Source organism: Pseudomonas sp. ERMR1:02, from assembly GCF_002277815.1.
Classification (GTDB): domain Bacteria; phylum Pseudomonadota; class Gammaproteobacteria; order Pseudomonadales; family Pseudomonadaceae; genus Aquipseudomonas.
The window spans coordinates 1-18,417 of the sequence record NZ_NKJI01000036.1; the positions used below are offsets into that span (position 1 = coordinate 1).

The 18,417-nt window shown below is 60.9% G+C and carries 11 protein-coding genes and 3 pseudogenes; 9 read left to right on the plus strand and 5 right to left on the minus strand.

Annotation, left to right across the window (positions count from 1 at the left end):
* Positions 1–389 (minus strand): annotated as a pseudogene (locus CES87_RS31210) (aldehyde dehydrogenase family protein); the annotation flags it as partial.
* A gap of 511 nt (positions 390–900) precedes the next feature.
* On the opposite strand from CES87_RS31210, the gene peaA reads away from it, so the two are divergent.
* The 4 genes from peaA (at position 901) to peaD (ending at position 5,464) form a co-directional block, all read left to right on the plus strand.
* Complete coding sequence (peaA, locus tag CES87_RS31215; RefSeq protein WP_128609240.1) at positions 901–2,481, plus strand: quinohemoprotein amine dehydrogenase subunit alpha; 1,581 nt, start codon at positions 901–903, stop codon at positions 2,479–2,481.
* Between the two features lie 83 nt (positions 2,482–2,564).
* The gene (peaB, locus tag CES87_RS31220; RefSeq protein ID WP_128609242.1) at positions 2,565–3,995 is read left to right on the plus strand and encodes a quinohemoprotein amine dehydrogenase maturation protein; all 1,431 of its coding nucleotides are present in this window, start codon (positions 2,565–2,567) and stop codon (positions 3,993–3,995) included.
* Between the two features lies 1 nt (position 3,996).
* Positions 3,997–4,320: a quinohemoprotein amine dehydrogenase subunit gamma gene (gene qhpC, locus CES87_RS31225; protein ID WP_007971075.1), complete on the plus strand. Its 324-nt coding sequence runs from the start codon at positions 3,997–3,999 to the stop codon at positions 4,318–4,320.
* A gap of 25 nt (positions 4,321–4,345) precedes the next feature.
* On the plus strand, positions 4,346–5,464 hold the full coding sequence (gene peaD, locus CES87_RS31230) for a quinohemoprotein amine dehydrogenase subunit beta (protein WP_128609244.1): 1,119 nt from the start codon (positions 4,346–4,348) through the stop codon (positions 5,462–5,464).
* 112 nt (positions 5,465–5,576) lie between these two features.
* Here the strand turns inward: peaD and CES87_RS31235 are convergent, their stop codons facing one another.
* Positions 5,577–5,978: a lysozyme inhibitor LprI family protein gene (locus CES87_RS31235; RefSeq protein ID WP_128609246.1), complete on the minus strand. Its 402-nt coding sequence runs from the start codon at positions 5,976–5,978 to the stop codon at positions 5,577–5,579.
* Positions 5,979–6,138: 160 nt separating this feature from the next.
* Between CES87_RS31235 and CES87_RS31240 the strand changes: the two genes are divergently transcribed.
* Complete coding sequence (locus tag CES87_RS31240) at positions 6,139–6,627, plus strand: SRPBCC family protein (protein WP_128609248.1); 489 nt, start codon at positions 6,139–6,141, stop codon at positions 6,625–6,627.
* A 350-nt stretch (positions 6,628–6,977) separates the two neighbouring features.
* On the opposite strand, the gene inhA is transcribed toward CES87_RS31240, so the two are convergent.
* A complete protein-coding gene (gene inhA / locus CES87_RS31245; RefSeq protein ID WP_128609260.1) occupies positions 6,978–7,661 on the minus strand; it encodes an isonitrile hydratase in 684 nt (227 codons plus the stop codon).
* An 89-nt stretch (positions 7,662–7,750) separates the two neighbouring features.
* Between inhA and CES87_RS31250 the strand changes: the two genes are divergently transcribed.
* Positions 7,751–8,734, plus strand: a complete 984-nt coding sequence (locus CES87_RS31250; RefSeq protein ID WP_128609250.1) for a GlxA family transcriptional regulator — start codon at positions 7,751–7,753, stop codon at positions 8,732–8,734.
* Here the strand turns inward: CES87_RS31250 and CES87_RS31255 are convergent.
* Complete coding sequence (locus CES87_RS31255; protein ID WP_128609252.1) at positions 8,703–9,605, minus strand: alpha/beta fold hydrolase; 903 nt, start codon at positions 9,603–9,605, stop codon at positions 8,703–8,705. The genes CES87_RS31250 and CES87_RS31255 overlap by 32 nt on opposite strands.
* Before the next feature lie 110 nt (positions 9,606–9,715).
* A complete protein-coding gene (locus tag CES87_RS31260) occupies positions 9,716–11,542 on the minus strand; it encodes a glycoside hydrolase family 15 protein (protein ID WP_128609254.1) in 1,827 nt (608 codons plus the stop codon).
* 252 nt (positions 11,543–11,794) lie between these two features.
* On the opposite strand from CES87_RS31260, the gene CES87_RS31270 reads away from it, so the two are divergent.
* The 3 genes and pseudogenes from CES87_RS31270 to CES87_RS31280 all read left to right on the plus strand — a co-directional run.
* Positions 11,795–12,967, plus strand: a complete 1,173-nt coding sequence (locus CES87_RS31270) for an MFS transporter (protein WP_128609258.1) — start codon at positions 11,795–11,797, stop codon at positions 12,965–12,967.
* A gap of 166 nt (positions 12,968–13,133) precedes the next feature.
* Positions 13,134–13,866: pseudogene (locus tag CES87_RS31275) on the plus strand (thioesterase II family protein).
* Between the two features lie 240 nt (positions 13,867–14,106).
* Positions 14,107–18,417, plus strand: a pseudogene (locus CES87_RS31280) (amino acid adenylation domain-containing protein); the annotation flags it as partial.

Sequence of the window (18,417 nt, forward strand, 5' to 3'; positions counted from 1 at the left end):
TGCCATATAGCGCAGGAAGTCGATGGACAGCTGCACGTCCATCACCTGAGCGATAGCGGCGCTTTTGCCGTTGTTCAGGCATTCCAGCTGAGCCAGCAGCTCGGCGTCACGCTGCATCAGCTCGGCGAGTTTCCACAACAGGTTCTGCCGCTCACGGGGGCGGGTGCGGGTCCAGGCCGAATCATCGAAGGCCTGACGAGCGGCGAGCACGGCGCGGTCGACATCTTCCGGCGTGGCCTCGGCACCACGCACAGCACTTCACCGCTGGCCGGGTTGTGCAGGGGCATGGTCTGGCCGTCGGCAGCCTCGACCCAGTCGCCGCCGATGAGCATGCGCGGGGCGCGCTGAATAAATGCCGAAGTGGCGGGAAGCAGGTTAGGGAGCGACATGTTGAAACCTCGTCTTGTTCGTGTGCCGAGGTCTTTCGCAATGGCTGTGCCAATTGTGGATTTATCAAGCGAGGGCCCGAAGTGGCGGGCTTTCCGGATGTTTGGGGTAGCGATGTGTCGGCGCCAAACGTCGCAATTTGCGACGGCGTGAGACTGACGAATTACTCTGTAGGAGCGAGCATGCTCGCGATGGTGGCCAACGATGACGCGGGTTGTCTGAATGCCCACGTTATCGTTGACGATCATCGCGAGCATGCTCGCTCCTACACGTGTCTCAGGTTGCAACAGTTGTCGCGAAATTAAACGTGGAACGCCGATGATGTCCATGTCAAAACCCGAGCAGTTACCTGCAACCTATTGATTCATTGAAGTATTCGTAAGCTGGCACGCTCCGTGTATTGCTCATCGCAGACGTTTCTCTTGCCTCCGCCAGCGGTTCACCGCCGACGGCAGAAACCAAAAAAAACGATAGCGACAAAAATAAGAAAGCACCGTGCGAGGTTCGACGTTGATGAAGAGAAAACTCCGATCAGGCCTGAGTGTCAGTCTGCTGGCCGTGGCCGCTTGTGTGGCGCTGCATTCGCCTTACAGCCTGGCAGCCCGCGACGCCCAGACCATCCTCAAGGAAACCTGTCAGGGCTGTCACACCCCTGAAGCCGATAACGCCCTGAGCCGCATCAGTCATCAGCGCAAGACGCCGGAAGGCTGGCTGATGAGCATCGCCCGGATGCAGACCATGCACGGTTTGCAGATCAGCGATGAAGACCGGCGCACGCTGGTCAAGTACCTGGCCGACACTCAGGGCCTGGCGCCTAGCGAAACCGACGGCGTGCGTTACGCCATGGAGCGCCGGCTCAACACGGTCGAAAAATTCGACGACCAGACCAGTCAGATGTGCGGTCGCTGCCACTCTGGTGCGCGGGTCGCCCTGCAACGCCGTCCGGCCCAGGAGTGGGAACGTCTGGTGAACTTCCACCTCGGCCAGTGGCCGTCACTGGAATACCAGGCGCTGGCTCGTGACCGCGACTGGTTCGATATCGCTCGCAAAGACATGGTGCCGCTGCTGGCCAAGCGTTATCCGCTGGACAATCCGGCCTGGAAAAAATGGCAGAGTACCGCGCCGAAAAGCGAAGCGCTGGTGGGTGACTGGAGCTTCAGCGGTCACGTGCCCGGCAAGGGTGAACTGGCCGGCGTGATGAGCGTGACCGCCGACGGCAACGACACCTTCAAGGTCAGCGTCAAAGGCCAATACGCCGACGGCACGCCATTCAACGGCGATGGCAGCGCGATTCTCTACACCGGCTACGAATGGCGCGGCAACGTGACCATCGATGGCGTGACCATGCGCCAGGTGTTCGCCGCCCAAGGCAACGCCATGCAGGGGCGGATGTTCGAGGCCGAGCATGACGAACGAGGTCTGGACTTCGTCGCCGCCAAAAACGGCTCCCAGCGTTTGCTGGCAGTGCAGCCGGGTTACCTGAAGGCCGGTAGCGAAACCGAAGTCACCCTGATCGGCAGCGGTCTGGCCGGCAAGCCGAACTTCGGCAAAGGCGTGGACGTGGTCGAAATCGTCGAGCAGAGCCCGGAGCGGATCAAGGTCAAACTCAAGGCCGCTTCCAACGCCCAACCGGGGCTGCGCGCGGTCAGCGTCGGCGCGCTGAAAGGGCCGAGCCTGTCGGTCTACAACAAAATCGACGCGGTCAAAGTGGTGCCGGAATTCTCGGTAGCGCGGATCGGCGAGGGCGGTGGTTCGACGCCGAAAGTCCAGGGCCGTTTCGACGCCGAAGCCTGGGGCAAGGGCGCCGATGGCAAGCCATATCGCATCGGTGTGTTCCCGGCGCAGTGGAAGGTTGAAGCCTTCGATGACCGCGCCAAGGAAGACGAAGACGTCAAGTTCGCCGGCACCATGCAGGCCGACACGGGCGTGTTCACACCGGGCGATGCCGGGCCGAACCCTGCACGCAAAATGTCCACCAACAATGCCGGCAACCTCAAGGTCATCGCCGCCGTCGACGACGCAGGGAACTCCCTGACCGGCGAAGGCCACATGATCGTGACCGTGCAACGCTGGAACAATCCACCCATTCCATGAGTTGTTTGATCGTTTAACAGATCCAGACACTTTTTCGGAATGATCGCAGGCCTCCCAAGCGGGGCCTGCACAGGAGGTTTGCCATGGGCGCTATCTTGAATCTGGTCGAGCGCAATCTGCACGAAGTGCAGGTCGACGCCGACCGCATGCTGTTTCACATCCCCAGCAGTTCGCTGTTCGCCAGCGATGAACTGACCGGCACCATCATCGATACCTTGCGTGGTCCGGGCTGCACCTCGGATGACTTGATCCAACGCCTGGCCGCGCGCTTCAACGGCGAGGAAATCAACGAAACCCTGCGCGAGTTGATGGCCCTGGAACTGGTCAGCGATGGCTCGCCACTGACCCCGGACATCGCCACCAAACGGGTTGAACGCACGGCAATCAATACCGTGGTCCTGAACGTCAACACCGGCTGCAATCTGAGCTGCACCTACTGCTACAAGGAAGACCTCGACAAGCCGTCGGCCGGCAAAAAAATGGATGTGGAAACGGCCATCGCTTCCGTCGAAATGCTGCTGCGCGAATCACCAGACGAAGAGCGCTTCACCGTGGTGTTTTTCGGCGGTGAGCCGCTGAGCAATCGCAAGCTGATCGAGTACATGGTCGACTATTGCGAGAAGCGTTTTCGCGAGGCCGGCAAGTTCGTCGAGTTCGTCATGACCACCAACGCCACGCTGCTCACCGAAGAGACAGTGGACTATCTCAATGCCCACCGCTTCGGTTTGTCGGTGAGCATCGACGGGCCGAAAACCGTGCACGACCGCAACCGTATCACCGTGGGCGGGCAGGGCACCTACGACGTGGTGCGGCGCAAGGCCGAGATGTTGCTGTCGCGCTACAACAGCCGCCCGGTGGGGGCGCGGGTGACGCTGACGACAGGCGTGACCGACGTCGAAACCATCTGGGATCACCTGTTCAACGAACTGGGTTTTGCCGAAGTCGGCTTTGCCCCTGTGACCTCCGGCGACATCAGCAGTTTCAACCTCTCCAGTGATGAACTGGTGCAGGTATTCGCCAACATGAAGGCCCTCGGTCGACGCTATCTGGAAGCGGCACTGGAGCACCGCAACATCGGTTTCTCCAATCTGCACCAGTTGATCACCGATATTCACGAAGGCCACAAAAAAGCCCTGCCATGCGGCGCGGGCCTGAAGATGCTGGCGGTGGATCACAAGGGCGAACTGAACCTGTGCCACCGCTTTACCGGTTCGAGTTTGCCGACCTTCGGCAACGTCCACAGTGGCGTGAAGCAAGTGGAGTTGAACGACTTCCTGTCCCAACGCCTGGACCGTACCAACACCGGTTGCAACGACTGCAACATCCGCAACCTGTGCTCCGGCGGTTGCTACCACGAGAGCTACGCCCGCTACGGCGACCCGACGCACCCGACCTATCACTACTGCGAACTGATGCGTGACTGGGTCGACTTCGGTATCGAGGTCTACACCCGGATCATGGCCAATAACCCTGCGTTCATCAGCAGCTACATCACTCCGCGCAAGGCTCACTGATATGAAACATCTCAAGGCAATCAATAACAAAGCGTTGAAGCTGGATCAGGCCGCGGACGAAAACCGCATCGAAGAAGTGGTAGCGATGAGCTCTGTGGCAGGCTGTGCCTCGACCACCGACCCGGGCTGGGAAATCGACGCGTTTGGCGGTGTGTCGTCGCTGTGCCAGCCGATGGAAGCCGACCTGTATGGCTGCTCTGACCCTTGCTGGTGGCCGGCCCAGGTGCCGGACATGATGAGCACCTACCCGGACTGGAACAAGGATGCCCAGGCGTCCAACGAAAACTGGCGCAACCTCGGCACTGTCTTCCCTAAAGACAAGTAATCGGACAGAGAAAAAGGATTCCAGCATGCACAGCATCAAAGCCTGCGGCCTGGCCGCTTTCGCCGTCCTGAGCACCTGTTCGCTCACGGTTCTGGCCGATGAAAACACCGCGCTGCAAGACGGTCACGAGTACATGTTGACCACCAATTACCCGAACAATCTGCATGTGATCGACCTGGCCACCGACACGTTGTTCAAGACCTGTAAGATGCCGGACTCCTTCGGTCCCGGCACCGTGCAGCTGTCGCCGGATCGCAAGACGGCCTATGTGTTGAACAACCATTACGCGGATGTCTACGGAGTCGAACTGGACAGCTGCAAGCAGGTGTTCCACGCCAGCATCACTCAGAAGCCCGGGGAGAAAGCGAAGTCGATGTTCGCCTTCACCCTCAGCCACGACGGCAAGGAACTGTTCACCATCGCTAACCCGACGTTGATGCTTAACGATCGTTACGAAGTGCAGCAACCGCGACTCGATGTGTACAAAACCGATAGCGGCATGGATGCCAAACCGGTGCGCAGTTTCCCGGCGCCACGGCAGCTGACCATCATGCAGAGTGGTGACGACGGCACGCTGTACGTGGCGGGGGCGGATGTCTACAAGGTCAACGTACAGACCGGCAAGTTCGACGTGCTGATCCCCAGCCGTCACTGGAAACGTGAGAACTACAGCGCGCCGGACGTGCTCTACGTGTGGAACCAGCAGACCTATCGGCATGACTTCTCGCTGCTCTACACCACCGCGAAATTCAAGGACAAGAAACAGGATCCGGCTACCGCTGAGAATCTGTACGGCCTGTTCAGTGTCGACCTGAAGACCGGCAAGACCGAAACCACCGACTTCGGTCCCCTGACGGAAATCTACTTCAGTGGCATGCGCTCGCCGAAAGACCCGAACCTGATGTTCGGCGTGCTAAACCGCCTGGCCAAGTACGACATCAAAGAGAAAAAAATGCTCCAGTCCGCCACGCTGGATCATTCCTACTACTGCATTTCTTTCAACAAGGACGGCAGCAAGATCTACCTGGCCGGTACATTCAACGATGTGGCGATCTTTGATGCCGACAGCCTGAAACAGGTCGGCAGCATCAAAATGCCGGGCGGGGATATGGCGATTACCACGGCGCAAATCTTTGTGCGGTAGTTTGCGGCGTCTGAACTGACGCCTTCGCTGGCAAGCCAGCTCCTACAAGGACCACGCCGTACCTGTAGGAGCGAGGCTTGCCCGCGAAGTGGCCCTCAAGACCAACACAAAATCAAACCCCCGGCACCGGACACCCCAAATCCCCCTCCTGACACTTCAAGTAAGTCTTGAACGCCTCAACCCGCGCCTTGGTCAATTCAGTTACGCAATTGCTGTAGATCAGCGGATAAACACTCCCGCCTTCCACCCCTGACGCCGAGAACTTGCATTCGGCATCGCGAAACGCAACCCACGAACGCTGCGCCCCCACCAGCAGTTTCTTGCTGTCGGGATTGCCCTTGAGCCGCGAAGTGATCTGCTGGTACAGCGCATTCAACTCCTTGTCCGCCGCCGCGTACTGCTGTGACGCACACTGGTTCATCAAAGTCTGGTCGGCGGCATTGTCGCAGTCCACGGCATGGGCCAGGGGGGTGAACAGCAAAGGCGCCAACGCCAGGAGAAAACGTGTGTGCATGGGGGAAACTCGCAGTGTCAGAGAAAGTTGAGAGGCAGTGTAGCGACGCGAATCGCGATGCAAAGATTGCGATTACGACAGCTGACACTCAATTCATACAACTTTCGGACTGGACATGTGGTCTTACAGGCCTACTGTTGTTCATTACAGGAGGTGACGTATGAAACCAGTACCCAATAGTTTTGAGCGCAAAATCACGCTGAAATCGCCGCGCTCCCATGTCTGGCGTGCATTGGTCGATGCAGAGGCGTTCGGTCAGTGGTTTGGCGTTGCGCTCGAAGGCAGGCGTTTTATTGCCGGAGAGTGGACGCAGGGGCAGGTCACGTATCCCGGTTATGAACACGTGTTGTGGAACGTGCTGGTGGAGCGGGTCGAGCCGCAGCAGTTGTTTTCGTTTCGCTGGCACCCTTACGCGGTGAACCCGAAGATCGACTACTCCCAGGAGCCGACCACGCTGGTCAAGTTCGAACTGGAAGACTACGAGGACGGCACACTGCTCAAGGTCTCCGAGTCGGGTTTTGCTCACATTCCCGACTTTCGTCAGAAAGAGGCGTTTTACATGGACAGCCGAGGCTGGGAAGAGCAATTGAGCAGGCTCGAACACTTTCTCATCGAAAGCGCCAAGGCCCGTGAGCGGGAGAGTGACTGATGCCTCTAAGGGTTTTCGGAAGGGCTTCTATAGCGAATGTCTTACACGCGATGGTAGCTATATCTCCTGTTACAAATTGGATCCCGTGCGTATTCTGTCGCCATCCACTGACGCACAGGAGTGCTCAGGATCATGGATGATCGGCCATTGCAGGGAATGCTGACGACAGGGAGTCGTAATGGTCTTGGAAGAACCCGCTTCGGCGGGTTTTTTTGTGGGCGTAAGAAAAATGCCGGCGTGAGGAAAAAAATGTAGGAGCGAGCTTGCTCGCGATGGACTCAAGAGCACAGCGCTTAACCAGTTAACACGCGTTATCGTTAACGACCATCGCGAGCAGGCTCGCTCCTACATTAGCGATCGAGTTTCGCCGCGGCACGCTCGGTGATTTCAGCCCGCAGCTTCAATGACCCGGCGGCGCGTTTGCGGGCTTCCTCCAGAACGCTGGCCGGCGCTGTTTCGGGGCTGCCGGCGTGGAACGGTGGCGCCGGGGCGTACTCGAGCTGCAATTGCACCAGCTCGGCGGTATCTTTATCGAACAGCTCTGCGGCCAGGGTCAGGGCAAAATCGATGCCTGCGGTAATCCCGCCACCGGTCAGCAGGTTACCGTCGCGCACCACCCTATCCTTCACCGCGATAGCCCCAAGAGGCGACAGCAACTCGTGATAGGCCCAGTGGGTGGTAGCGCGTTTACCCTTGAGCAGGCCCGCCGCGCCAAGAACCAACGCACCGGTGCACACCGACGTGACGTAACGCGCATTGGCGGCCTGGGCCTTGATGAACGCCAGGGTCTGATCATCCTCCATCAACGGCCCGACACCGCTGCCACCGGGTACGCAGATCACATCCAGCGCCGGGCAATCGTCGAAGGTGGTGGTCGGCTTGAGCATCAGGCCGGTGCTGGCGGTGATGGGCATCAGGTCCTTCCAGATCAGATGCACCTTCACATTCGGTAGCGAGGCCAGCACGTCGTACGGGCCGGTCAGGTCGAGTTGCTGCACCTGTGGAAACAACAGAAAACCGATCTGCAAGGTCATGGTGTTTTTCTCCTGAAGTGGGTAGACGACTTCACTGTAGGCGCCTAGGATTTGGCGCATACGCCAATAACCCCACGAATTACGCCAAAATGCCGAAAGCCATTCATGTGCTCGCGTTCGCCAATGTGCAATTGCTCGATGTCACCGGGCCGTTGCAGGTGTTCGCCTCGGCCAACGACATCGCCCGCCAGCAAGGTTTGCCCGCACCTTACGCGCCGACAGTGATTGCCAGCGGCGGTGGGGCGGTGATGTCATCGGCGGGGCTGGCGTTGTTGGCTGAACCCTTGCCCGAGCAGGGCAGCGACACCTTGATCATCGCCGGGGGCTGGGGTGTCTACGCGGCGGCGGAGGATCAGCCACTGGTGACTTGGGTGCGCGAGCATGGGTTGCAATGCCGCCGGGTTTCCTCGGTGTGCACCGGAGCGTTTTTGCTGGCGGCTAGCGGTTGGCTCGATGGCCGGCGCGTGGTCACCCACTGGACCCGCTGCGATCAACTCGCTCAGAAGCATCCGCAATTGCAAGTCGAGCCCAATCCGATTTTCATCAACGACGGCCCGGTCTGGACCTCGGCCGGGGTCACTGCCGGCATCGACCTGGCACTGGCGATGGTCGAAGCCGACCTCGGCCGCACCATGGCCCTGGAAGTCGCCCGGCAACTGGTGGTATTTCTCAAACGGCCCGGCGGCCAGTCGCAATTCAGCGTGACCCTCTCCTTGCAGAATGAAGGCAGCCGTTTCGACGAACTTCACGCCTGGATCAGCGAAAATCTCACCAAGGATCTCGGTATCCCAACCCTGGCCTTGCAGGCCGGCATGAGCGAACGCAGCTTCGTGCGCCACTACCGCGCCGACACCGGCCAGACCCCGGCCCGGGCCATCGAACTGATCCGCGTCGAGACGGCACGGCGCCTGCTCAGCGATACCGGCGTAGCGATCAAACGAGTCGCCGTGCAATGCGGATTCGGCAGCGAAGAAACCCTGCGCCGCTGTTTTCTGCGGGCCATGGGTGTAACGCCGCAGGCCTATCGCGAACGCTTTTCCGTCAGCGTTGCAGCAGATCCAGTAATGCCTTAAGCGTGTCCAGGGGAGCTTCTTCGGGAATGTTATGCCCGACACCCGCCAGCACCCGGCGCTCGTAACGCCCGGTGAAGTGTTCGAGGTCGTCGTCGATCTCTGGCGCCGGGCCAACGCCATCGTCGGCGCCACACAGGGAAATTGTCGGCACGCTGATCGGTGGTTGTTTGACCAGGGCCTTCTCCATCCACTCCAGTGCTGTATCGCCGGGCGCATACATGAACCGGTGCCGGTACGAGTGAATCACCACCTCGACGAAATCCGGGTTTTCGAAGGCCGGTGCGCTCAAGGGATATAACTCTGGGCCTTTGGTCCAGGTTGGCGACCACAATTCCCAGAGCAACTCACACAAGTCCCGGCGATTTTCCGTCAGACCCGCAACGCCACGCGGAGTGTGGAAATAGTACTGATACCAGAGACGATGCTCGGTTTCCGGGGCTCGTGGCCGGGTCGAGCGGGGAATGTCCTGCAGGTTGTAGCCATCGCCGGTGACCAGGCAACGAACCCGCTCCGGCCACAACGCCGCTACGATACACGCCGCCCGACCACCCCAGTCATAACCGCAAAGGGCTGCTTTCGGGATTGAGAGAGCATCCATAAGATCCAGCAAATCCTGGGCGAGGGCGGCTTGCTGGCCTGAGCGCAGCGTGTCGGGGCTGTTGAAACGGGTCGGGCCGTAACCGCGCAGGTAGGGGACGATCACGCGGTAGCCTTTGGCCGCGAGAGGCGGGGCGACTTCGTCGTAGGCGCGAGGGGAGTAGGGAAAGCCGTGGAGCAAAATCACCGGGTCGCCGGTGCTGGGACCGTGTTCCTCGTAGGCGAGGCTCAGACTTGGGGTCAGGGCATATTGGATCAGCGTGTGATTACTCATTCGACAGCTATCTCATGGGATTCAACTTCCGCCACGCGATTAAAGTACTTCACCCGAAGGAGCCATACCACGCCCAGTAAAGGGAGGGACGTCAGGCTGAGTCTTTGCGCTCAAGGCTGCCAAAAACTCTTCTCCCCACTCAACTTCCGGTTCAGAAAACTCGCCGCGCTGATCAGCGCCAGATGCGTCAGCGCTTGTGGCGTATTGCCCATGTGACGCGCATGGCTGTCGAATTCTTCGGCGTACAGTCCCAGCGGATTGGCATACCTCAGCAATTGCTCGAACTCCATATGAGCCTTTTCCACCCGACCGGCGCGGGCCAGACATTCGACGTACCAGAAGGAACACGCGGCGAACGCGCCTTCCGTGCCGGGCAGGCCGTCGATGTGGGTGTGTTCGTTGTGGTAGCGGTAAACCATGCCCTCGCGCACCAGGCTTTTCTCGATGGCGTCGAGGGTGGCGAGCCAACGTGGATCCTTGGCGCTGACGAAACGCACCAGCGGCATCAGCAGCATCGAACCGTCGAGGCCGGTGCCGCCGATGTGCTGGACGAAATGCCCGAGTTCTTCACTCCAGAAATTTTCCCAGATGTCGGCGTAGATCGCTTGACGGGTCTGGTCCCAACGGGCGAACGGTGCTGGCAACGAGCGTTTCGATGCGAGGCGGATCGCCCGGTCCAACGCGACCCAGCACATTAGGCGCGAGTGCAGAAAGTGATGTTGTTCGCCGCGCATTTCCCAGATCCCGACGTCTTCCTGCTGCCAGGTCTCGCAGACCTGATCGACCACTTCCACCATATGCTTCCAGCCCTCATGGGAAATGGCTTCGCCGTACTTGTTGACCAGGTACACCGCGTCCATCAGCTCGCCGAAGATGTCGAGCTGAACCTGCGCGTAAGCCTGATTGCCGATGCGTACCGGGGTCGCGCCGCCGTGGCCGCAGAGGTGCGCGAGTTGGATTTCCGGCAATTGCTGCCGGCCGTCGATGCCGTACAGAATATTGAGCTTCATCGCTTTGCCGTGAGAGTCGGCGACCCGCCCGCGCAACCAGCGCATAAAGGCGTTTGCCTCTTCGACGAAGCCCAGTCGCATGAACGCATAAACACTGAACGAAGCGTCGCGGATCCAGGTGTAGCGGTAATCCCAGTTGCGTTCGCCGCCGACGGTTTCCGGCAGGCCGAAGGTCGCCGCGGCGAGGATCGCGCCGTGTTTGCGTGAAGTTAGCAGCTTCATTGCCAGTGCCGAGCGATTGACCATTTCCCGCCAGCGACCGCGATAGTTGGACTGGCCGATCCAGTCGCGCCAGAACTTCAGCGTGCGTTCCAGGCACAGCGCAGCGGCGCCTTCCTTGAAGCGCGGATCGTCGATGGCGCCGAGCAGGAACTCGGCGCTCTGGTCCTGTTCGAGGGTGAATTCGGCGACGGCGGCGCTGCCGTCGATGGTCAGGATCTGGTCAGATGACAGGCGCATGGACGGCTGGTCGACGGCTTCAAAAACCACGTCTTTCTCATCGGCGCGGGCTCGGGTGTGGGCGCGGGCATAGTCATGACGCACGGCGCAGCGCAGCTGAAAGGTCGCCTTGCCACTGACCACCCGCACCCGACGCATCAGCAGTGGCAAGTCATCTTCGCTGTCGCCGATGGGCAGCAGATCGGTGATTTCAACCACGGCACGGTCGCTGAGCCAGCGGGTTTGCAGCACGTTGGTGTCGGGCAGATAGATTTGCTCGCGGCGGGCGTCGGGCAAGTCCGGGGAGAGCTGGAAAATGCCTGCCTCGGGGGTGTCCAGCAGCGAACAGAAAATCGACGGGCTATCGAATTCCGGCCAGCAAAAAAAATCCACGCTGCCCTTGTCATTGACCAGCGCGGCACTGCGCATGTCGCCGATGATGCCATGAGCGTCGATGGGGCTTTGGCGTTCGGGGTGATGGTCAGTCATTGTCGAGAAACTCCGGGAACTGAGAGCCTGATCAGAGGACTGGTTTGGGTGGCTTGGAGTTCATTTGTCTGGAAATACAAAGTGGCTTTACCGACCCCTTCGCGGGCAAGCCTCGCTCCTACGGAAGATCGCGTTTCCCTGTAGGAGCGAGGCTTGCCCGCGAAGAGGCCTTCACATTCAACCAACAATTGGCTGCTTTCCCCTCAACCAGCGTTTATGGCAACTTGCAGACCCTTACCGAGGCCAGCCCCCATGGCAAACCCCTACCGCGAGCTGTTCAAAGCCCCAGGCAGCAGAGCCTTTGTACTGGCCGGGATGATTGCGCGCATGCCAATTTCCATGACCGGCATCGGCCTGATTACTATGCTTTCGCAATTGCAGGGCGGCTATGGCCTGGCCGGGGCGGTGGCGGCGACCTTTGCACTGGCCACGGCATTTTGTGCGCCGCAAGTGTCGCGGCTGGTGGACCGTTTCGGTCAGCGGCGGATTTTGCCGGTGTCGGCGCTGATCGGTGGCGGGGCGTTGTTGCTGGTGTTGCTCTGCACCCGTTTGCAGGCGCCGCAATGGACGCTGTTTGTGTTCGCCGCGCTGGCGGGTTGCATGCCAAGCATGTCGGCGATGGTGCGGGCACGCTGGACCGAGTTGTATCGCGGCCAGCCTCAACTGCAAACCGCCTATGCCCTGGAGTCGGTGCTAGACGAGGTCTGCTTTATTGTCGGGCCGCCGTTGTCAGTGGGTCTGTGCGTGGTGGCGTTCCCCGAGGCAGGACCATTGGCGGCGTTGCTGATGCTGGCCATCGGGGTCACGGCGTTTGTCCTGCAACGCAGCACCGAGCCGCCGGTGCATCCCCATGAAGCGCATCATTCGGGCTCGATCATCCGCTGCGTGAACATCCAGTTGCTGATGCTGTTGATGGTCGCCATGGGCACCATCGTCGGCGTGATCGATGTCGTCAGCGTGGCCTTCGCCCAGCAGCAGGGTCAACCCGCGGCAGCGAGTATTGTGCTGTCGGTGTATGCGCTCGGCTCGTGCCTGGCCGGGCTGGCATTCGGCGCGCTGCGCTCGAAAGTGCCGCTGCCGAGACTGTTTCTCTACGGCGGAGTGGCGACGGCTGTGACTACCTTGCCGCTGCTGCTGGCGGTAAACATTCTTGGTTTGTCCGTGGCGGTGTTTGTCGCCGGGCTGTTTTTTGCCCCGACCCTGATTGTTGCGATGGCGTTGGTGGAGCAGATCGTGCCGCCGGCCAAACTCACCGAAGGCCTGACCTGGCTGGTCACCGGGTTGAGCATCGGCGTGGCGATTGGCGCTGCCAGTTCAGGTTGGCTGGTGGATGCGTTCGGGGCGCGTAGCGGGTTTTGGGTGGCGATTGCGGCGGGGGTGGTCGTGCTGGGTTCTGCGGTGCAAAGCTACCGCCATTTGAAATGATGAACCACCTGTAGGAGCTAGCTTGCTCGCGATGGTGTGTCAGTCGACATCAATGCGGCTGACACACCATCGCGAGCAAGCTAGCTCCTACAAGAATGTTTATACGACTAATTTCTCGCGGCGCTCATCCGTTTTCCTATACAGACAACTTTTCGAGGTAAGCCCGGTGACCCAGCTGACATTGCTGTGCCTGCCCTATTCGGGCGCGAGTGCCATGGTTTACAGCCGCTGGCGGAGCAAACTGCCGCAATGGCTGAAATTGCAGCCGGTGGAACTGCCGGGGCGGGGCGCACGGTATGGCGAGCCGTTGCACACCGACATGCGCCGGCTCGCGCTGCAACTGGCGCAGGAACAAAAGCCACGCTCCAGGCGCCCTACGCCTTGTTCGGCCACAGCCTCGGCGCGTTGCTGGCCTGTGAGATGGCCCATGCGTTTCGCGCGCTCAGCTGCCCGAACCGGTGGCGTTGTTCGCCTCCGGCACCGCCGCGCCAACCCTACGTGCCGACTACGATCGGGGTTTTGCCCAACCCAAGACCGACGCCGAACTGATCGAGCAACTGCGCACGCTCAACGGCACCAGCGAGGAAGTGCTGGCCAACGAAGAGCTGATGAGCCTGACACTGCCGATTCTGCGTGCCGATTTCCAGTTGTGCGGGCGTTTCGAGCCGCTGCAGCGGCCATTGCTCAAATGCCCGGTGCACGTACTCGGCGGCAAGGCCGACCGGGCCACCACCGAGCAGTTGATCGGCTGGAGCAAGGAAACCCGTGGCAGCTTCTCCGTGGACATGTTCGGCGGCGGGCACTTCTTCATTCATGAGCATGAGGCCAAGGTGCTCAAGGTGATCAAGGATCAGCTGCAAGTGCCTCATCGCCGGCATGCGACGGCCGCCAGCGCCTGACACAGCCCCCTGTAGGAGCTGGCTTGCCAGCGAAGGGGCCAGGACCGGCGACATTGATATTGCCTGACCCACCGCCTTCGCTGCGGTGCGACGATTCGACAAGCCAGCTCCTACAAGTGTATTCCCCGCATTACCCTCCCTTCTGACACTTACTCTCATTCGCTAATTTTTCCGGTCTGCATTCGTTCTATAGGGACGACGTGCCTTTGTGCTTCCCGCCACTGATCCGGATACCCAGAAATGAATGCTGAAGACTCCTTGAAACTTGCTCGCCGGTTTATCGGGTTGCCCCTTCAAAAGCGCCAGATGTTCCTTGCGGCCTTGCACAAGGAAGGTATTGATTTCGCCCGGTTTCCGATTCCTGCCGGCGTCGACGCCGAGGATCGCCAGGCGCCGTCGTACGCCCAGCAACGCATGTGGTTTCTCTGGCAACTGGACCCGCAAAGCGGCGCCTACAACTTGCCCGGCGCAGTACGCCTGACCGGCCGTCTGAACCTGGGGGCGCTGGAACAGGCTTTCGACAGCCTGGTGGCGCGCCACGAAACCCTGCGCACGGTGTTTGCCCGTCAGGCCGACGACAGCCTGCTACAAGTACCGGCCACCACGCCGCTGGTGATCGACCATGTGGATTTCAGCAAGTTAATAGCTACGGAGCGTGAACAGGCAGTCACCCAGGCCGCCGAGAAACAATCGGTGTTGCCGTTCGATCTGGGCAACGGCCCGCTGTTGCGCGTCACGCTGCTTAAGCTCGCCGAACAGGAACACGTCCTGCTGCTGACCCTGCATCACATCGTGTCCGACGGCTGGTCGATGAACGTGCTGATCGACGAGTTCATCCGCTGCTACGACGCCTTCGATGCCGGCACACAACCGCAACTGGCAGCATTGCCGATCCAATACAGCGACTATGCCCTGTGGCAGCGCCGCTGGCTGGAGGCCGGCGAGCAGGCGCGTCAGCTCGACTATTGGCAGGCGCAGCTGGGTGACGAGCATCCGGTACTGGAACTGCCCACGGATCATCCGCGCCCGGCGATGCCGAGCTATCGCGGCACCCACTACGAATTCGCCGTCGACGCGCAACTGGCCGAGCAACTGCGGGCCTTTGCGCAAAAGCACAACATCACCTTGTTCATGCTGTTGCTCGGCGCCTTCAACGTGCTGCTGCACCGCTACACCGGGCAGAGCGACATTCGCGTCGGCGTGCCAATCGCCAACCGCAACCGCGCCGAGATCGAAGGCCTGATCGGCTTCTTCGTCAACACCCAGGTACTGTGCACCCAACTGGACGGCCAGACCCGGGTCGACGAGTTGCTGCGCCGCATCAAGGAAACCGCCCTCGGCGCCCAGGCCCACCAGGACCTGCCGTTCGAGCGACTGGTCGAAGCCTTGAAACTGGAACGCAGCCTCAGCCACACGCCGTTGTTCCAGGTGATGTACAACCACCAGCCGCAGGTCGCGGATATTTCCACTGTCACGACACAGTCTGGCCTGGCGCTGGGCGTGATCGAATGGCAAGGGCGCACCACCCAGTTCGACCTGACACTAGACACGTGCGAGAAGGGCGCAAAGCTGCACGCAGCGCTGACTTACGCCAACGATCTGTTCGACGCCGCGACCATCGCGCGCATGGCGCAACACTGGACACATCTGCTACAGGGCATGGTCAGCGATGCACAGCAACGCATCAGCGATTTGCCGTTGCTGGAGCAGGCCGAGTACCAGCGCATCGTCCATGACTGGAACCGCGCCGACGACAGCTTCGCCCAGGACCTGTGCATTCATGAGCTGATCAACCGGCAAGTCGCAGACAAGCCGGATGCATTGGCGGTGACCTTCGCCACCCGGCAGCTGACGTACAGCGAACTCGACCAGCAAGCCAATCGCCTGGCGCACAAACTGGTTGAGCTCGGCGTCGGCCCCGAAGTCCGGGTCGGCGTGGCCATGCAACGTTCCGAACAGCTGCTGGTGGCATTGCTGGCAGTGCTCAAGGCCGGTGGCGCCTATGTGCCGCTAGACCCGGATTACCCGGCCGAACGCGTTGCCTACATGCTCGAAGACAGCCGCGCACTGGTGCTGCTGACCGAAGAAGAAGTAGCCGCGACCTTGACCGTGGCAGACGACACCACCGTGTTGTTGATGGACAACCTCTCGCTGGCCACTTACCCAGCCAGCGCCCCGGTCACTGGCGTCACACCGGACAACCTCGCCTACGTGATCTACACCTCCGGGTCCACCGGCAAGCCCAAAGGCGTGGCCATCGCCCACCGCAACGTGCTGGCGCTGATCGAATGGTCGCAGTCGGTGTTCAGCCGCGACGACATTCAAGGCGTGCTGGCCTCGACCTCGGTGTGCTTCGATTTGTCGGTGTGGGAGCTGTTCGTCACCCTGGCCAACGGTGGTTCGGTGATCATCGCCCGCAACGCCCTGGAGCTTCCGCAACTGCCGGCCCGGGATCAGGTGCGGCTGATCAACACCGTGCCGTCGGCGATCAATGCGTTGCAGCGCGACGGGCAGATTCCGCCAGGCGTGCGCATCATCAACCTCGCCGGTGAGCCGCTGAAACAGAGCCTGGTGGAAGCGCTGTATCAGCAGCCGACCGTCGAGCACGTCTACGATCTGTATGGCCCTTCGGAAGACACCACCTATTCCACCTGGACCCGTCGCCAAGCCGGTGGCCGCGCCAATATCGGTCGGCCGCTCAAGCACACCGCCAGCTATCTGCTCGACGCCGATCTGCAACCGGTGCCGCAAGGCGTGTCCGCCGAGTTGTTCCTGAGCGGCGCCGGTATTACCCGTGGTTATCTGGCGCGGCCAGGCCTGACCGCCGAAAAGTATGTGCCGAACCCGTTTTCCAGCACCGGCGAGCGCCTGTACCGCACCGGCGACCTGACCCGTTATCAGGCCGACGGCACCCTGCAATACGTCGGTCGCATCGACCATCAGGTCAAGGTGCGCGGCTTCCGTATTGAGCTGGGCGAAATCGAAGCGCGGCTGTTGCAACAGGACGCAGTGCGCGAGCTGGCGGTGCTGGCGCAGGACGGCGCCAGCGGTCAGCAACTGGTGGCCTACATCGTGCCGAGCACGCCTGCGTTGCTCGGCGACAGCGATGCGCAAGCGACCCTGCGTGAATCCCTGAAAGCAGCACTGCGGCTGCATCTGCCGGACTACATGGTCCCGGCGTTCCTGCTGTTTATCGAACACCTGCCGCTGACCCCCAACGGCAAACTCGACCGCAAGGCCCTGCCGGCAGTTGACGGCACCGCACAAAAGCGCGAACACGTCGCGCCACGCAGCGCGCTGGAAAAATCCCTCGCGGCGATCTGGCAAGACGTGCTGGCCATCGACAACGTCGGCCTGGAAGATAACTTCTTCGAACTGGGCGGCGACTCCATCGTCTCGATGCAAGTGGTCAGCCGCGCCCGGCAGGCCGGGATCGTCTTGAGTCCCAAGGATCTGTTCCAGCACCAGACCGTCCGCAGCCTGGCCCAGGCTGCCCGCAGCGGCGAACAATCGCTGATTGATCAAGGCCCGGCGGTGGGTGCAGTCGCGCTGGCGCCGGTGCAGCAGTGGTTCTTGAACAAGCCATCCCTCAGCGCCAACACTGGAACCAGTCGCTGCTGCTGGTGCCGCGCGAGACATTGAACGTCCAGGCACTCGATCGAGCCCTGGAACAATTGCTGACCCAGCACGACAGCCTGCGCTTGCGTTATCAACAGACCGACAGCGCTTGGCAGCAGGCTTATGCCGTGCCGACCACCGACTCGGTGCTGTGGCAACGCCAGGCGCAATCGGTCGAACAACTCAACGCCCTGTGCGACGAAGCCCAGCGCAGTCTCGACCTGCACAACGGCCCATTGCTGCGCGCACTGTTTGTTGCCATGGCCGACGGCAGCGAACGTTTGCTGCTGGTGGTTCATCATTTGGCGGTGGACGGTGTGTCCTGGCGCGTATTGCTGGAAGACCTCCAGCAGTTCTACAACGGTGCTGCGGCATCGGCGAAAACCAGCAGCTACCAGCATTGGGTCGCACGTTTGCAGGATCATCTTCCAGCCTTCGAAAACAGCCTCGACCACTGGCAAATCCACCTGCAAGACGCGCCAAACGACCTGCCGTGCGAGCGCCCGAATGGAGCGCTGGAAAACCGCTTCGAACACAAACTTGAACTCACGCTCGACGCCGAACAAACCCGCAAGCTCCTGCAGCAGGCCCCGGCGGCCTACCGCACCCAGGTCAACGACCTGTTGCTGACCGCACTGGCGCGCGCCGTTTGCCGCTGGAGCGGGCAGGGCAACACGCTGATCCAGCTCGAAGGTCATGGCCGCGAAGATCTGTTCGATGGCATCGACCTGACCCGCACCGTCGGTTGGTTCACCAGCCTGTTCCCGGTCAATCTCATGCCTGCCACGGACCTCGGCGCCTCGATCAAATCCATCAAGGAACAACTGCGCAGCGTGCCGGACAAAGGTCTGGGCTACGGCGCGTTGCGCTATCTCGGCTCTGCGCAAACACGCGCCGAACTCGCGGCGTTACCGCAACCGCGCATCACCTTCA

What these genes read in the sequence shown, in the direction of transcription:
- peaA (WP_128609240.1), top strand. Translation starts at nt 901, where the DNA reads ATGAAGAGAAAACTCCGATCAGGCCTGAGTGTCAGTCTGCTGGCCGTG.
- peaB (WP_128609242.1), top strand. Translation starts at nt 2,565, where the DNA reads ATGGGCGCTATCTTGAATCTGGTCGAGCGCAATCTGCACGAAGTGCAG.
- qhpC (WP_007971075.1), top strand. Translation starts at nt 3,997, where the DNA reads ATGAAACATCTCAAGGCAATCAATAACAAAGCGTTGAAGCTGGATCAG.
- peaD (WP_128609244.1), top strand. Translation starts at nt 4,346, where the DNA reads ATGCACAGCATCAAAGCCTGCGGCCTGGCCGCTTTCGCCGTCCTGAGC.
- CES87_RS31235 (WP_128609246.1), bottom strand. Translation starts at nt 5,978, where the DNA reads ATGCACACACGTTTTCTCCTGGCGTTGGCGCCTTTGCTGTTCACCCCC.
- CES87_RS31240 (WP_128609248.1), top strand. Translation starts at nt 6,139, where the DNA reads ATGAAACCAGTACCCAATAGTTTTGAGCGCAAAATCACGCTGAAATCG.
- inhA (WP_128609260.1), bottom strand. Translation starts at nt 7,661, where the DNA reads ATGACCTTGCAGATCGGTTTTCTGTTGTTTCCACAGGTGCAGCAACTC.
- CES87_RS31250 (WP_128609250.1), top strand. Translation starts at nt 7,751, where the DNA reads ATGCCGAAAGCCATTCATGTGCTCGCGTTCGCCAATGTGCAATTGCTC.
- CES87_RS31255 (WP_128609252.1), bottom strand. Translation starts at nt 9,605, where the DNA reads ATGAGTAATCACACGCTGATCCAATATGCCCTGACCCCAAGTCTGAGC.
- CES87_RS31260 (WP_128609254.1), bottom strand. Translation starts at nt 11,542, where the DNA reads ATGACTGACCATCACCCCGAACGCCAAAGCCCCATCGACGCTCATGGC.
- CES87_RS31270 (WP_128609258.1), top strand. Translation starts at nt 11,795, where the DNA reads ATGGCAAACCCCTACCGCGAGCTGTTCAAAGCCCCAGGCAGCAGAGCC.